Annotated in this window: 14 protein-coding genes and 1 pseudogene; 1 reads left to right on the top strand and 14 read right to left on the bottom strand. The window is 41.1% G+C overall.

Translation table 11 applies throughout. The annotated features are described in order from the left end of the window. The 8 genes and pseudogenes from DD657_RS12800 to DD657_RS12765 all read right to left on the bottom strand — a co-directional run. Window positions 1-210: pseudogene (locus DD657_RS12800) on the bottom strand (restriction endonuclease subunit S); the annotation flags it as partial. 15 nt (window positions 211-225) lie between these two features. After that, entirely contained in the window at window positions 226-723 is a 498-nt protein-coding gene (locus DD657_RS12795) for a hypothetical protein (RefSeq protein ID WP_278664145.1), read from the bottom strand. 8 nt (window positions 724-731) lie between these two features. Next, window positions 732-1,205, bottom strand: a complete 474-nt coding sequence (locus DD657_RS12790) for a Fic family protein (protein ID WP_129640268.1) — start codon at window positions 1,203-1,205, stop codon at window positions 732-734. After that, complete coding sequence (locus DD657_RS12785; RefSeq protein ID WP_129640267.1) at window positions 1,198-2,214, bottom strand: DNA-binding protein; 1,017 nt, start codon at window positions 2,212-2,214, stop codon at window positions 1,198-1,200. The genes DD657_RS12790 and DD657_RS12785 overlap by 8 nt, the downstream gene beginning before the upstream one ends. Window positions 2,215-2,229: 15 nt before the next feature. Beyond that, the gene (locus DD657_RS12780) at window positions 2,230-3,738 is read right to left on the bottom strand and encodes a class I SAM-dependent DNA methyltransferase (RefSeq protein WP_287050145.1); all 1,509 of its coding nucleotides are present in this window, start codon (window positions 3,736-3,738) and stop codon (window positions 2,230-2,232) included. 2 nt (window positions 3,739-3,740) lie between these two features. Continuing rightward, window positions 3,741-6,056, bottom strand: coding sequence for an EcoAI/FtnUII family type I restriction enzme subunit R (hsdR, locus tag DD657_RS12775; RefSeq protein ID WP_287050144.1), 2,316 nt, complete (start codon window positions 6,054-6,056; stop codon window positions 3,741-3,743). Between the two features lie 9 nt (window positions 6,057-6,065). Further along, window positions 6,066-6,275, bottom strand: coding sequence for a helix-turn-helix domain-containing protein (locus tag DD657_RS12770; protein ID WP_117878459.1), 210 nt, complete (start codon window positions 6,273-6,275; stop codon window positions 6,066-6,068). Between the two features lie 97 nt (window positions 6,276-6,372). Then, a complete protein-coding gene (locus DD657_RS12765; RefSeq protein ID WP_287050141.1) occupies window positions 6,373-7,119 on the bottom strand; it encodes a hypothetical protein in 747 nt (248 codons plus the stop codon). A 480-nt stretch (window positions 7,120-7,599) separates the two neighbouring features. On the opposite strand from DD657_RS12765, the gene DD657_RS12760 reads away from it, so the two are divergent. Next, window positions 7,600-9,030, top strand: a complete 1,431-nt coding sequence (locus DD657_RS12760) for a thioredoxin family protein (protein ID WP_287050139.1) — start codon at window positions 7,600-7,602, stop codon at window positions 9,028-9,030. A 33-nt stretch (window positions 9,031-9,063) separates the two neighbouring features. On the opposite strand, the gene dacB is transcribed toward DD657_RS12760, so the two are convergent. The 6 genes from dacB to DD657_RS12730 form a co-directional block, all read right to left on the bottom strand. Beyond that, window positions 9,064-10,443 carry a D-alanyl-D-alanine carboxypeptidase/D-alanyl-D-alanine endopeptidase gene (dacB, locus tag DD657_RS12755; protein ID WP_287050137.1) on the bottom strand — a complete coding sequence of 460 codons (1,380 nt, stop codon included), beginning with the start codon at window positions 10,441-10,443 and terminating at the stop codon, window positions 9,064-9,066. Further along, a complete protein-coding gene (gene xseB / locus DD657_RS12750; protein ID WP_021986556.1) occupies window positions 10,444-10,644 on the bottom strand; it encodes an exodeoxyribonuclease VII small subunit in 201 nt (66 codons plus the stop codon). A gap of 20 nt (window positions 10,645-10,664) precedes the next feature. After that, complete coding sequence (gene xseA, locus DD657_RS12745; RefSeq protein ID WP_287050135.1) at window positions 10,665-12,041, bottom strand: exodeoxyribonuclease VII large subunit; 1,377 nt, start codon at window positions 12,039-12,041, stop codon at window positions 10,665-10,667. A 29-nt stretch (window positions 12,042-12,070) separates the two neighbouring features. After that, the gene (locus tag DD657_RS12740) at window positions 12,071-12,841 is read right to left on the bottom strand and encodes a toxin-antitoxin system YwqK family antitoxin (protein WP_287050134.1); all 771 of its coding nucleotides are present in this window, start codon (window positions 12,839-12,841) and stop codon (window positions 12,071-12,073) included. After that, complete coding sequence (gene yihA / locus DD657_RS12735; protein ID WP_068688296.1) at window positions 12,838-13,440, bottom strand: ribosome biogenesis GTP-binding protein YihA/YsxC; 603 nt, start codon at window positions 13,438-13,440, stop codon at window positions 12,838-12,840. Before yihA ends, DD657_RS12740 begins: the two co-directional genes overlap by 4 nt. Window positions 13,441-13,504: 64 nt before the next feature. Then, window positions 13,505-15,298, bottom strand: coding sequence for a DEAD/DEAH box helicase (locus DD657_RS12730; protein WP_021986552.1), 1,794 nt, complete (start codon window positions 15,296-15,298; stop codon window positions 13,505-13,507). Between the last annotated feature and the right edge of the window lie 20 nt (window positions 15,299-15,318).

Below are 15,318 nucleotides of genomic sequence, written 5' to 3'. Positions count from 1 at the left end.
AAACTTCTCATAATAGGAATTATCGTCACCACGGTAAATGATTGATTCGTTTTTGTCCTTCTTGATTTTCTTCTCTTTCACCAGCTTGGCTTTCTCGGCTCTGATGCGTTCAAGAAGTACAGATGCCGGTTCATCATTAGGGTCTTGCGGTACAAGTTTCCCCTGTATCGCCCACTGGAGTATGCTGTTTTTTAATTGCTTTCCATTCATCTTATTCTAACTGATTTAGAAGTTTTCGTCTTTCTGTTTTTCCTTCAGATAGAACTGATATAACTTTTTCCCTATCTTATCTTTTTTGAAGGTACGTTCATGATTCATAGGTGTCATAGACAAACGAATTTTTGCCACACCTTCATTTAAGATTTCAAACTGCTGTGGAGTAATTCTAAATTGAGCAGTAGAACTTATTTCTGTGACGGGGATTACAATATTTCCACTTATAACACCAGCAGATTGACTTCCATTCCCAATCACAGTTCCTCTTAGTTCAAGATATTTACCTGTGAATGTCCGAATTTTCATAGTTGGTTCAGTGAGGAAATTCATTCTGTCTGAACGTACTGTGGCTACTATCGAATAAATGGTGTCTTGCTTAGCCACACTGTATTTCATATTGCAACCTTCGGCTGCAAGTGCTTTATAAGTATAACCTACTGTTTGTGCTTTAGCGTTGAGTCCTAAAATAATACAGAACAGTAATAATATAATCTTTAAAGTTTTCATATTTAATCTTATTCGTAATCTTCGCCTTGTATTCCTAACTCTCCTTTGCTCATGGCATTGGCAATATCTATTTTCAGTTCTTCATCATAGTCTTTACTTGTCATAAAACTATTGACGATGCGTAGCAGCAAATCTTGGTCGATATTCGATGCTGCCACATGATAAATGATAGATTCCAATGTACGCATACAGATGCAAGCGTGCCAATAGTAATTGTTTTTGTGTAAGAAGTATGTACCCAAAGTCAGTGCAATACGCTTATTCCCATCATTGAAGAAATGACCAGAACAGAATCTATACATCAGATAGGTTAGTTTGTCAGCAAAGGTCGGATAGTATAAATCATTTTGCACAAAATCCAATGCTGCACGAATTCCTCCTTCATCACGCACTCCTTCAAAACCGCCATCACTGGCATCAATCATTTTGCCATAGATGTTTAAGGTTTCATCATAATCTATGTAAATAATTTCCTTATTCATCTTCTGCCTGCTTTAAGCGTTTAAGCACATCTTTGTTATCCGCTAAGATACGGTCAAAATCAATTGACTGGTCACCGATGAATCGTTCAAACTCTTCAGGAGTAACAGCTTGCAGATAATCTGCTATATTACCATGATACGCATCCCGGAAACTGAAATCCCTTGAAGCCATTTTGGTTCTGGCATCATTCAGATATGGTTTCTGCATTGGGTGTTCGGCAAGTTCATTCACAATACGTTCCACTTCGTCAATGGTAATCAATATGCCACCATTTTCTTTAAATCGTTCACTGATGGCTGCACCCACTCCGTTTTCAAAAGAAGAGATAACCAATAGAACTTCTGAGTACAACGTGTGTCGAACGTTATCCTTAGAGTCAAGTTTCAACACCTCCCTATATTCTTTGGCATTCTCCTTAAAAACAGCCTTGTAGATAAAATCCGTAATCTGAGAATACTTGTATGTAGGATGTCCATTCACATATTGATTGATGGCAGAAGTGAGATTTTTACGATAGTTTTCTTCTGTAATTGCAGCAGGAAGATAATGTACATCCCTGCGGTTAATATATTTAGTTCCTCCTCCGGTCTTTTCGTTGATGGTGGTAATCACAAAATCCAAGATAAGACTACGGACTTTTTTAGCTTTCTCACTCTCTGTAAGCAGCATACCCATGTCTAAGAATGAGCGGAAGTTAAACAATCCGAGCTGGGTCGTTTTGCTCCCGACATTTATGACGGGAGCAAATTGCAACTTCAACTCTTTCAAATGTTTACCCTTACATAAAATATATCCGTTAGCCGATAATTCATCGGAATGTTTTTCCAAGTAGCGTTCTATGGTTCGTTCTTCTACTTCGTAGAAATCGGCAACCATTTTTTTTGTAAAGCGATACTCTCCCTCAAAGAGCATTCCTTCAATGTCAAGATGCTCCTGAACTTTACTGATCGCAAAGCGGTTGTTGAGTACATTTTGCCTTTCAATGTTTGAGATGGTCAAATCTTTCATATCACTTCACGATTATCAGTTACACGATTTTATGTCTATACCGAGAATTTTTTGAATCTCAGAAAGCGTTTTGTCTATTTCATGATCAAGTGCGGCACGCTTCTCAAAATATTGTTTGAGCAGTTCTGCCGGAGGGAGTATTTCTTCTTCCTCTTTTGGAAATTTGCACTGGTCGAAGTTGCAATCCAAGGCTGTCAACTGCTGGGCAGTAAATACACGACTCTTTTCACCCACTTCGTCATTGATGATTTCTTTCCTATCTTTCCACCATTCCTGAATAGGCAGCGTGTGTTCCACTTTCATTGGTTTGGTCTTTGAGAAGTGCTTGTAGCCTTCCGGCATATCCAAACGATAGAACCATGTCTCTTTGGTCTTGAATCCTTCTTTGCAGCCTTCGGCAGCCTCATTATTAAAGAACAGAATATTGGTTGCAATAGAGGTATATGGAGAGAATATAGAACCCGGCAAACGGATAATAGTATGCAGATTAAACTTGCGGAGTAGATTCTCTTTTAATGCAAGTTTAGCTCCATCCGTACCAAACAGGAAGCCGTCAGGGATAATCACACCGCATCTACCACCAGCTTTGAGGCGGTACATGATAAGGGCTATGAATAAATCCGCAGTTTCACTTGAACGGTATTGCACCGGGAAATTGCTTTTTACACTATCTTCTGTGCTACCGCCATACGGAGGATTCATACCGATAACATCCACTTTATCGCTTTCCTTGAAATCAGTGATATTTGTTCCAAGCGAATCACAGTTAGCTATATTGGGAGCTTCAATATCATGGAGTAACAGATTTGTTATACTCAAAAGATAAGGTAGCGGTTTCCATTCTTGTCCCACGACTGCATTTTGCAGTTTTTCTCCATCTTCGGCAGAACCGACGCTCTTACTCATATAATTGAGAGCAGAGGTAAGAAAACCTCCTGTTCCACTGGTGAAGTCGCCAAAGGTCTCACCCAATTTCGGGTCGAGCATCATGACGATAAAATCAGTCAACGCACGTGGAGTATAAAACTCTCCGGCATTTCCTGCTGATTGTAGGTCTTTCAAGATTCCCTCATAAATATCCCCGAATGTGTGGCGGTCGTCTGCATCGTCAAATTCGATTTCATTTACGATATTAATTACCTGACGCAAAAGCGTTCCGTTCTTCATGTACTGGTTCAAATCGGCAAATGTTTCTTGAACAATACTATTTGCTCGTGGTGTATCGGCATTTACCGGAAGATTTTTCAATGTAGGAAACAATTTCTCATTGACAAAAGAGAGCAGAGCATCACCAGTCAATGCCTCACCGTCTTTTTCATCTACCGCCCACCTACGCCAACGCAAATCTTCGGGGATGATGGACTTGTAGTTATCATCTTTGTATTCCCAAGTCTCTTCCTGAGTGTCATAGACTTTCAAGAAGAACATCCAAGTCATTTGTTCTATTCTCTGTGCGTCACCATTGATACCTGCATCCTGACGCATGATATTTTGGATTCGCTTTATGATATTATTTACTGCCATTTTTAAGCTGATTTATATATTTGATATTCAAGTTCTCTGATAGCTTGTCCAAAAGCGACTTTGCCACCGAATAACTTTATGATTTTAGTTGGTTTTCCTATGCTGTTGAAAGGTGGTATTTCCAAAATGTTTGCCTTTTCAAAATCAAGAATACCATTTTCTGCATATTTTTCAAGAAGAGCCTCCAATACTTCACGAGCTTTGCCTTCATACTTTCCGAAGTAGTTGCGTTTCTTTACATTGTTCGCTCTTTCTTTTCTGGTCAGTGGTGGTTGATCAAACGCAACGTGGCATATCACATCAAAAATATCAGCATCCTTCAATGCAGGATTCGCTTCACGTACAGCATCTATCAAAATAGCATATTCCTTTAACTCATCCATAATGGCTTGTTTGCGTTCTGCCTCCGTCCAAGTCTGTATGAAATCATCCAAGGTTTGATAATGACGCAATAATTGTTTTTTAGCAAACGACTGAATACTTTCCGTTCTCATTGTCTTGCCATCTTCGCCCAATACAGATACTATTTCATGGGCAATACGAATGTCCTTACCATTTATGAGATATTTCTCACGAGGCTCTGATACAGTGGGGATTGGGTTGTCAATGATTTTGTAAGGCTTAGACTTTTTTCCACCTCCTTTGGGCGGTTCAGGGTCGCCATCAAATGCCGGGTCTTTAAATTTTGCGGTAGCATTACGGAAGTCTAGGATTTCCAAATGCCATTTACCCTTGTCTTTTCTAAGGCGTGTACCACGTCCGATAATCTGCTTAAATTCTGTCATAGAGCCAATTTCTTTGTCTATGACAATTAAACCACAAGTTTTACAATCCACTCCTGTTGAAAGAAGCTCGGAAGTGGTAACAATCACCGGATAATGTTCGTCAACACTGATAAAGTTGTCTAATTGTTTCTTGCCTTCTTTGTCCTCGCCAACAATACGTGTCACGTAATAGGGTGATTTCTTGCACAAATCACTATTCATATTGATAAGCAAAGTACGCATTTCAGCAGCTTCTTCAATGTCAGAACAGAAAACTATTGTCTTTGTCATGCGACCTATATCATGCAACATTTTAGTAATTCTGTTCGCTACGACCTTACGCCTTAACTTAATGGCAAGGTCACGACCTATGTTTTGCCTTTGATATAATTTCTGCTCAATTTCCTTGCCTAATAAATCAGTCTCTCCTTCTTCGGGCGTCCAACCTTGTAGGTCAATGTTGATAAAGTCGGCAGTAACCCGGTATGGAGCTAAAAAGCCATCTTGAATGCCTTGAAGAAGTGAATACGTATATACAGGCTCACCAAAATAATCAATATTATTCGCTCCTTCATCGGCTTTCGGTGTGGCAGTCATACCAATTTGGGTAGCCGAGTTGAAATATTCCAATACTTTGCGCCATGCGGAATCGTCTTTGGCACTTCCTCTGTGACATTCATCAACGACAATCAAATCAAAGAAGTTTGGCTGTACTTCCAAGAACGGATCGGGCTTACCTTCTTTTCCGACCAACTGATGGTAGAGAGCCATATACACTTCGTATGAGGAGTCAATCTTTTCCTCACCCTCTCCAACAGAAGTTATCTTGGTCATAAACTTCTTGAAAGGCTTGAAGTCCTGAGCCATTGTTTGGTCAATGAGTATATTGCGGTCTGCAAGATAAAGAATCTTTTTCTTTGCTCCGCTTTTATGAAGCCGATGGATTATCTGAAAGGCAGTAAAAGTCTTGCCTGTACCAGTAGCCATTACCACAAGTACACGTTGCTGTCCTCTTGCGATGGCTTCTACTGTACGGTCAACTGCTATACGTTGATAATATCTAGGTTCATGGCTATGGGCATCATAGTAGAAAGGAGTTTCTATTATGTTGAGCTCATCTGATGTATAGTTCTTGGATGCCAGATAACGATTGTACAGCTCTTCCTCCGTCGGAAAGTCCTCTAACTTGATTTCTGTTTCTTTCCCTGTGATAAAGTCATGTTCTAAGAACGCATCACCATTGCTGGAGTAGGCAAATTTCAGGTCAAGGATTTGGGCATAATCCATAGCTTGTTGAATACCACCCCCAACCGCATGTTTATTATCTTTAGCTTCAACTACCGCAATGGGCTTACCTTTATGGTATAATAGGTAATCAGCTTTTTTACCCTCTGCTACTGAATGTTGGTTGCCAACAACAAGCACTCGACCATCCGTAAAATAGTACTCTTCACGCATGTTTATGCTTACTGCCCAGCCTTTTTGTTGGAGGGCAGGAGTAATGAACAGAGTGCGTATCTCTTGTTCTTTGAGTTCTTTCTTGTTTACTTCCATGGCAATAACTCATTTATGGTTTGCGCTGCTGACAATCAAATCTTTTACATCAATATTAAGGGCATTGGCTATATCATTAAGCGTTTTAAGGTCTGGTTGAACAGAATTACTGCACCATTTACTTACAGTGCAATTGGATTTTCCAATCTGTTCTGCAAGCCATTTTCCTGTTTTCTGCTGTTCTGCGAGTACTACTTTAAGTCTGTTGAAATTAGCCATAGGGTAAAATGTTTTAATCACAGCGCAAAATTATATAATTTATCTGATACCGGCACTACTTCCTATAATAATTATTATCAGGAAGTAGAAAAGAGGCTTAAACGATATATTTCGATAAGATATTCTCGTCAATTTCAATCTTATGCCGTCCTGTGGTTGTTCGCAGATTCTTTCTAACAGTATCAAATGTGGAATTGGCAAACCACTCTGCAAATGTCGCCATTACAAATGAGGTAGTCATATCTCTACCTATATTATATTGAAAAGCGATATTCCAAGCAAAGTTCTTCAACGAGATTTGAGTGAGGGAGGTGTGCTTCTTGATATGAATTTCGGTTGCAGAAAGCACTTGACGGTTAGTTGCAAAATAGCGGACAGATTCGCATATTTGGTAAATCTCTGTTTCCTCCAAATCAAAACGCTTAAATGTATCTCGTGTGTATCTTAGGATAGCATTCAACTTTTCATCTTCTTCTCTTTCTTTTTGCCATTGGTATTGTTGCTGCTCACGTTGGTATTCATAATGAAATAACTCCATTCGCTTTTTCTGGACTTCTTCACAGTTTGAGGTAGGTGAATAAGCCAAAGATTGTGCCTTTTTACTCACACACTTTTTGACAGATATTAGAAATGATGGAGGAATTGCATCAACAATATACCTTGCTGAGATAATGCAAAGATGGTATAGTAGTTTTTGTATGACATATCCGATGACCATAACTAATGGAATCAAACTCATTCGTATTCCAAGCATATTGCATACTTGAAACGCTACCATCGAAGCTAATAGCACCATAGTAACCTCGATTATCATAGAGTGAAGTATATCTTGTTTTTGCTTCATGCTTATTGTTGTTTATTTCGCAATGCAAAGATACAATACATTTTCATAGAAAACGAAAGACAAAAATAGGTATGCTTTTGCAAGTCAATTGCTTATGAAAAGAAAAGCTAAACAAATGCAAATATCAAAGGCGAAATGAAAGCATCTGCAAACAAAAGAAAACACTTAAATAAAGTTAAAGTTCTATTTTGCGTTTATTGGGCATACAAAACACTCTATAAAACTATGTTTTGAGTATAAAATAATCATATTTGTACCAAGTGTTATATAATAAGCTGATATACAATGATGATTATATTTGAGGAAGCTGAAATAATAACATAAATCAAAATCAAAACCGCCGCAAATTAATTTTTGCGGCGGTTTTATTATTCTCTCGTCATCCGTCTTTTTCTCAGGCAAAATTCGAGATTAATCCTTTCTCTTTTTCTTCCGATATCTTAAAATATTCTTTATCTTCGAACGTTAATAAATGAGGACATGAGAGTTATTTATCTATTGTTTTTCTTTTCCCTTTGTTTCGTGTTTAATTGCCAGGCCATTCATTTTTTTGAAGGAGATTATACTTCGGCGCTGGAAAAAGCCAAAACTGAAAACAAAAACCTGTTTATCTGCTTCTCCGCTTCCTGGTGCGGCCCTTGTAAAATGATGGAAAAATATGTATTTCCAGACGAAAAGGTGGCTCAATATGTCGATACACATTTTATCCCTCTTCACCTGGATATAGACATTCAGGAAAACGCCGCCTTACAAAAACGGATTAACCCGGAATATGCAGGAGTAGTTCCGCACCTTTGTATTCTTAGTCCGGAGGAAACACTAATCAAAGAATCCGGGGGAGCTTTGTCTATTCCTCAGATGTTAAAATTTTTACAAATCACACCGAAAAACGCCCTGCATCGCAAAATCGCAAAATCTTCCGATATTGATTCAATCCAACAGCTTTTTGCTTATAAAGACAGCTATCAACAAATATTGGAAAAAGCACAACGGGAAAATAAAAATATGTTACTCTGTTTTTCTTCTCATTATTGCAGCCCCTGTCGCTTAATGAAAAAAACAACGTTCAGCAGCCCTTTCATCGTCGATTATGCTCAGGAACATTACGTTCCCGGCTATCTCGATCTCGATAAAGAAGAAAATATAAAATTATGTGTCCGCTATCTCAACAAAGATAGAATCGTCCCTTATCTGGTCATTGCATCACCCGATGAGAAAATAATCAACAAACACACCGGCTATATGGATTCTACAGCTTTCATGGCCTTCCTTCGAACAGATTCGCTCCCGTCCCGAACAGATATTTTACCTCAGGATGAGGTTCGGGTTGAATATGTACAATCCACCCCGACCTGGTGGAATAAATTTATCTACAGTCAACAAACCGGTCATTGGAAACTGGAGCTACTTACCGGCATAAATGTCACGACCTTAAAAACGAGCGGTAATCTATCGGCATTGGATTTCAACCATCGGATCGGATATGAAGCAGGAATAGCCTTCAACCGGTCCTGGCAACATTTCCGGTTAGCTCCGGGTTTATCTTTTATCTCCAAAGGTGGAAAAAACAAAGATTATACACTACGGCAAAACTACCTGGAAATACCTGTTAAAATAGGATGGATATTCCACAATCCCGGTTACGGCTGGTATCAGTGCCTGGACGTAACCCCTTACGGCTCCTTGCGAGTCGGGCATAAATTAAAACGTTCTGATACAGCCATTCCCAACGCATTTTTTGAAACCGATAAATTCGATTACGGCCTGCGTTTTGCTTTACATGCCCGATTTTCTTCCGGAAAAATCGAAGGAGGATATAATTTAGGCTTACACAATATCTCATCCGTTCCGGGAGGAGGTATGTATCACCGGGGATTTTTTCTCAACTTAATGCTCTCGTTGGGAGGATAAAGCAACAACTTTACCGATAAACCGAATCTTCATTTAAAGAAAGGAGCAAAGGAATTCCCCGATTTTCTTTTGAAGCAGGGAAGGAGAACCATCGAAATGATTTACAAGAATGGTAAAAGCCAGAATCTCTCCCCGTTCTGTTGTAAGATAACCGGAAAGACAACGTACGCCGGCAAAAGAGCCGGTTTTGGCTCTCAATTTATTTTTCAAAGCGGGATTAGCAGCGACATAAGGATTTAATCCGGCATCCGTCCCCGCCAAAGGCAAAGAAGCGACAAAATTCCAGCCCAGCATTTTATGAGCCCATAGCAACAAATTTGTAAATACTTCGGCCGGAACTGCATTAGCAGCAGACAAACCGCAAGCGTCTTTCAACACCACTCCGGAAGCTCCGACTCCGATCTCGTCCAGTAATACCCGGCAACGTTCCGGATAGTTGATTTCATCTACCAATTGCCCCAAAGCTTCAGCAAACAGATTGATGCTTTTCTTATTCGTTTCCCGGACAATGTCTTTCAATGCCGGAGAAACAAAGGTCTCTATTTTTTCTTTCTTCCCTCCTCCTGCTATTTCTACTCCTCCGACAACAATACCGATTTTATTCAATTTTTTCCCGATCTCTTCCAAAAAACACAAATCCGGACGATGCATAGCTCCTTTTATCTGAAATACTTCCCGTTTCTGGGGTAAAGTACCCAGGATATGCATTTCTTTACTATACGGGCCTCCGAAAATCCAGGCATCATCTGTATTTCCCTCAGCAGCTTTCACCTCATTCACAAACCGTACTCCCGGTTGCTCCGGATCGACATTTAACAATACGGTTTTTTCTCCGGGCAATCCGGTACGAAATCTTAAATAATAGGTGTTATCTTTATAGTTAAAAGGGAAATAAGCTGCTCCGTAATAATTGGAAATATCTTCCCACAACCAGGACCCGGGCAAAACAACCTGTTTATCGTTTTCTATCCGGATCTTTCCCCGTATTTGACGGATATTCAATTGACGGATTGCATCAACCAACCGGTCTGTAAACTTATATTCCGGGAAATAACGGGAATCAAAACACGGATCTCCGTTCGATTCGATAACGATATCTCCGTTTAATTTCCCGTCGGCAATGGTACCGGTTCTCCATACCGATGTCGTATAATGAAAATCTGCTCCTTTCTCTTTCAGCGCCAAAGCAGATGACAATAATTTACATACAGAAGCCGGCTGTAAAGATTTATCTCCTGACCGATCTATCACAATGCGCCCGTCCGCGACAGTTTTTACCGAGATACCTATAACGGCATGTCTCAATTCTACGGCCTCCAGCAAGCGCTCCAAAGCTTCAGAAGGCTGTCCCCGGAGACCGCTTGACAATCCCCACAGGCAACACAACAACAATCCGAACCTTTTTCCTACCATCTATTCTTCTCCCATTGTCTTCAGAATATTTTCCACCTCTTCTTCGGTATTGTGTAATTTGGCTTTACAGAATGCAATCAATTCCGAGACCCGCTTTACTTTTGTACCCAACTCATCGACATCCAATTTATTCTCTTCCAACAATGTAACAATTTGCTCTATTTCAGCTATGGCATCTTTATAATTCAATTTCTCTTCCATCGTTTTCCTTTTATAATGATTCATCCTATTTCAACCGAATCCACCCTGCTCTTTAATTTTCCGTCGCCAACCACAGTTTCCACAACATCTCCCGCCTTTACTTCTGTTACCGAGCGAACGGCACGACCATTCAAACGGGTGATAGAATATCCCCGTTCCAACACATTTTTGGGATCAACGTATTTCATCTGCATTTCCGCCAACTCGATAAAATGACGCTCTTTCTCAAACCGGCTTTTGCATTTCTGTTTTACCCGTACAGCAAAATCCGACAACTGATTCCCTTGTCGTTCCCGAAGAAGATTCAAACGGTTTACGATACGTGTATATACGGTATTAAAATATCCTTTTCGGTTATATACATATAACTGTACCGAATGCTCCAACCGATGAGACAGCAAGTGCAAACGATTCGCATTTCCTCCCAGCCATCCCTGAGTCAATCGTTTCAAATTAACTGCCAACAATTTTTGCCGATTGTTTTCCCGCAATAATAAATCCTTTACTCCGGAGACAAAATCCCCTCTCAACTCCTCAACATGCGCATCAAAATCCTGAAAAGTCTCGATTAAAAAAGCTGCTGCCGCTGTCGGCGTCTTCACACGCATAAAAGCAACCCGGTCCACAATCGTTTCATCACGTTCATGGCCGATTCCGGCTATTACCGGTATCGGAAACTGGGCCACATTAGCCGCCATATCATAGGAATCGAAACATCCCAAATCCGACTGCGCCCCTCCTCCCCGGATAATCACAACAACATCAAACAGATATTCATATTCATAAATCCGGTCTAATGCTGCAATCACAGATTCCGTCGTCTTCTCCCCCTGCATCACCGCAGGAAACAATTTGATGTGAAATTTATAACCGTAAGAATTCCGCTCCAATTGATTTATAAAATCACCTAATCCGGCAGCCGTCGGAGAAGAAATAACGGCAATATTTTTCGGCAAAAGGGATAATTCCAGGCGTTGGTTCATATCAATAATCCCTTCCCGTTCCAACTGTTCGATAATCTCCCGTTTCTTCCGCTCCAGATCACCGATCGTAAACGTCGGGTTGATATCTTTAATATTCAGAGAAAAACCGTACAATTCATGAAAAATCACTTCTACCTGAACCAAGACCTTCATTCCTCTCTCCAGGCTTCGTCCCGTCGTTGTCTCAAAATACGGTTTCAACATACGGTAAGTAAATGCCCAAATCGTTCCTTTGGCAACAGCAACCGGATTGTCTTCGCCTTCGGGCTTATCGATCAATTCCAGATAACAATGACCAGAACGGTTCTCCTGTATTGAAGCGATCTCCGCAGTGACCCATACCGGTTCGGCAAAACGTTCTTTCAGAGTCCGCTTCACCTGATTGTTCAGATCGAATAAAGAAATAAAATCCATCTTTCCGTTCCCCGTTTATACACGAATCATCAATCACCCGCAGCCTTAAGATACATTTCAGGGTCATCGATAAAATGAACCGGATCGACGATTTTCTTCCCTTCGTCTATCCATTTGTCCAATTTCCGGCTCTCTTCGATATCTTCCTCCTGCTGATCTTCGGCAATCCCTCCCCGGAATGTTTTCGTCTTCTTCAACTCCCCATCCCGTCCGTAGTAATACCAAACCCCTTCTTTCAGGTTATTCCGGTACATTCCTTTTGCCATCACACTGCCGTCCGGATAATACCCCTGCATTTTTCCTTCCAGCTTACCATCCACATATCCGGCTTCTATCCGAAGCCCGCCGTCCGGGTAATAAGCTTTCCAGATTCCTTCCGGAAACCCTTGCTTCCAATTTCTCTCTTCGGCAATTTTTCCGGATGTAAAATATTTCCGGGAGACTCCGTCCAGCTTATTTTCTTTGTAAGTTTCCGTAGCTATAACACGCTCTCCTTTTTTATAGTGCCACTCTCCCTCTTTCAAACGATTCTGATAACATCCCGCAGAGACATATTCCCCATGCTTACTATAAAGCACAGCTTCGGTTTTATCTCCCTGATGAAACAATTCAGCCTGAATACGACCATCCGGATAGTAACGGGTCATTTTTCCAACCGGTTCATCACCTTCGAAATACCCTTCATAACGTACTTTACCATCCGGATAATATCCCTTCTTCAAAACTCCCTGTTGACCGAAAGCAAAAGCCCCGTCCAGCAATATCATCCCTAACATCCAACACAAAACAATCCCTCTCATAGCTCCACCGTCCTGTTCAACTCATCAATATAATCCAACAGTTCTTCCCGGCCCAGTTTTTTCTCCGAAGAAGTCATAAAAGCAATCGGTGTCGTCTCCCAGGTATCCAACATCACTTCCTGATAATGTTCCAGATTTTTCCTGCGCTGAGCAACAGACAGTTTATCTCCTTTTGTAAAGACCATTACAAAAGGGACTCCGTTTTCACCGAGCCACTCCATAAACTCCAGATCAATCTGCTGCGGTTCGAGCCGGCAATCTATCAAAACAAAGAGACAAATCAGGTTTTCACGTTTCAGGATATAATCCCGGATCAGCTTTTCAAACTGTCCGCGAAGCGACTTCGACGTCCGCGCATAACCATAACCCGGCAAATCGACCATATACCAGTTATCATCAATCAAAAAATGATTGATAAGTTGTGTTTTTCCCGGTTTAGCCGCCGTTTTCGCCAAACTGCTACGATTAGTAAGCATATTGATTAACGAAGACTTTCCGACATTCGACCTTCCGATAAAGGCATATTCATGGCGATCAGGAGCCGGACATTTGCCGACATCGGAATTACTGACCACAAATTCAGCTTTTAGAATCTCCATACTACCGTTTTTTAAATTCACAGACTTCTGTTTTTGCTATTTCCCGCAAAAAGTCACAATAAATTTAATATTTTTTTCCGGAACGGCGACCGTTATCTACCCCTTTTTTCTTTTCACCGAAACGTCCGCGGCTATTTCCCCCGTTTTTACGGCGTTCGCCTTTCCATTTATTATTGGCAGTAGAGCTCCGTTTCCCGCCACGCTCGCCCTTACGCATCTCTCCGCCACGCTCGCCTGTCTCCGTCACCGTAAAAGGCAATCCGTTGAAATTCACATTCCGGAAATAACTTCCGAAATTCTCAATTCCCGTAATATCTACTTCAAACTTGGTCTTGTTGTCGAATATCCGTATTCCGCCTATTTCCAAACCTTTCTGGGGTGCATATTTATTGACGATAGCCATCAAATCCCGGGGGGTGAAATCATCATCCCGACCGACATTAACACTAAATACGGTAAAATTATTGTTTGCCGAACGGCTGCGTCCCCCTCTTTCCTTACCACCTTCCCGGCCCGATTCATGACGTTCATCTTCGGACAGGTTCAGGTTTTCCACTCCGGTATATTTTTTCAGCAAACGACCGAATTCGTAAGAAACGATTTTCTGTATCAATTCTTCCTTCGACAAAGCTTCAAACTTCTCAAACAATTCCTGCTGATAAGGCATAAGTGCATCCTTTCGTTCGGCAGTCAAAATCTTATCGGCATAATAAAGCAATTGTGCCCGGCAGACTTCTTCCCCTCCGGGAACTTCCCGGTATTCGAATTTTTTCTTAAGGATCGATTCTATCCGGCGTAACTTTCCCTTTTCTTTTGAATTGATAATAGCTACGGAAATGCCTTCCCGTCCCGCACGTCCGGTACGCCCGCTACGGTGAGTATAACTTTCGGAATCTTCAGGGAGATTATAATTGATGACATGAGTCAGGTTATCGACATCCAATCCCCGGGCTGCTACATCCGTTGCCACCAACACCTTCAAACGTTTTGAGCGGAAACGCGCCATAACGTCATCCCGTTGTGACTGACTCAAATCCCCATGCAAGGCATCGCAGTCGATCCCGTCTTTCTGTAATTTATGGGCAATCTCCCGGGCATCCATTTTCGTTCGCGTAAAAATAATGGCATACATGTCAGGAGCACAATCGATCACCCGATGCAATGTCTCATAACAATCTTTTGCCCGTACCTGATAGTATTGGTGACTTACCGTATCTGCCCCCTGATTTTTTTTACCCACAGAGATCTCTTTCGGAGAATGCAGGTAATTCCGGGCAATCCGCTCCACTTCCCTGGGCATTGTTGCTGAAAACAAATAGGTATTCCGTTCTGCCGGAGTTTCTTCCAAAATGAAATTCAAATCCTCCTTAAAACCCATATTCAGCATTTCATCTGCCTCATCCAAAACGACAGCCCGAACAGCCTCAATATTGACAGCCCCTCTCTTTATCAAATCACACAACCGTCCCGGAGTAGCCACCAACACATGCACGCCTTTTTCCAACTCCCGGATTTGCCGGCGGATATCCGTACCTCCGTATACACAAGTAATACGTAAATCGGAACGATATTTGGAATAATTTTTCAAATCGTTTCCGATCTGTACACATAATTCCCGTGTCGGGCTCAATATCAAAACCTGTATCTTATTCAGAGAAGCATCTAATTTCTGCAACAAAGGCAATCCAAATGCTGCCGTTTTTCCCGTTCCTGTCTGGGCCAAAGCCACTAAATCGTTTTCTTCTCCCAATATGACAGGAATTACTTTCTCCTGTACCGGACTCGGCGTTTCAAACCCTAAATCGGCAATTCCTTTAAGAATTTCACCTTCTAAACCTAATTCTTTAAATTTTTCCATTCAATATAATACTAAAGTTT

The sequence above is a fragment of the Culturomica sp. genome (genome assembly GCF_003524185.1).
GTDB classification, from domain to species: domain Bacteria; phylum Bacteroidota; class Bacteroidia; order Bacteroidales; family Marinifilaceae; genus Culturomica; species Culturomica massiliensis.
The sequence above is the reverse complement of the archived record's forward strand: the minus strand, read 5'-3'. Positions and strand labels throughout refer to the sequence as shown.

Excerpts from the sequence above, each read along its gene's own strand:
- dacB (WP_287050137.1), bottom strand. The coding sequence starts at position 10,443 with ATGGTAGGAAAAAGGTTCGGATTGTTGTTGTGTTGCCTGTGGGGATTG.
- DD657_RS12760 (WP_287050139.1), top strand. The coding sequence starts at position 7,600 with ATGAGAGTTATTTATCTATTGTTTTTCTTTTCCCTTTGTTTCGTGTTT.
- xseA (WP_287050135.1), bottom strand. The coding sequence starts at position 12,041 with ATGGATTTTATTTCTTTATTCGATCTGAACAATCAGGTGAAGCGGACT.
- DD657_RS12785 (WP_129640267.1), bottom strand. The coding sequence starts at position 2,214 with ATGAAAGATTTGACCATCTCAAACATTGAAAGGCAAAATGTACTCAAC.
- xseB (WP_021986556.1), bottom strand. The coding sequence starts at position 10,644 with ATGGAAGAGAAATTGAATTATAAAGATGCCATAGCTGAAATAGAGCAA.
- DD657_RS12790 (WP_129640268.1), bottom strand. The coding sequence starts at position 1,205 with ATGAATAAGGAAATTATTTACATAGATTATGATGAAACCTTAAACATC.
- DD657_RS12765 (WP_287050141.1), bottom strand. The coding sequence starts at position 7,119 with ATGAAGCAAAAACAAGATATACTTCACTCTATGATAATCGAGGTTACT.
- hsdR (WP_287050144.1), bottom strand. The coding sequence starts at position 6,056 with ATGGAAGTAAACAAGAAAGAACTCAAAGAACAAGAGATACGCACTCTG.
- DD657_RS12795 (WP_278664145.1), bottom strand. The coding sequence starts at position 723 with ATGAAAACTTTAAAGATTATATTATTACTGTTCTGTATTATTTTAGGA.
- DD657_RS12780 (WP_287050145.1), bottom strand. The coding sequence starts at position 3,738 with ATGGCAGTAAATAATATCATAAAGCGAATCCAAAATATCATGCGTCAG.
- yihA (WP_068688296.1), bottom strand. The coding sequence starts at position 13,440 with ATGGAGATTCTAAAAGCTGAATTTGTGGTCAGTAATTCCGATGTCGGC.
- DD657_RS12740 (WP_287050134.1), bottom strand. The coding sequence starts at position 12,841 with ATGAGAGGGATTGTTTTGTGTTGGATGTTAGGGATGATATTGCTGGAC.
- DD657_RS12730 (WP_021986552.1), bottom strand. The coding sequence starts at position 15,298 with ATGGAAAAATTTAAAGAATTAGGTTTAGAAGGTGAAATTCTTAAAGGA.
- DD657_RS12770 (WP_117878459.1), bottom strand. The coding sequence starts at position 6,275 with ATGGCTAATTTCAACAGACTTAAAGTAGTACTCGCAGAACAGCAGAAA.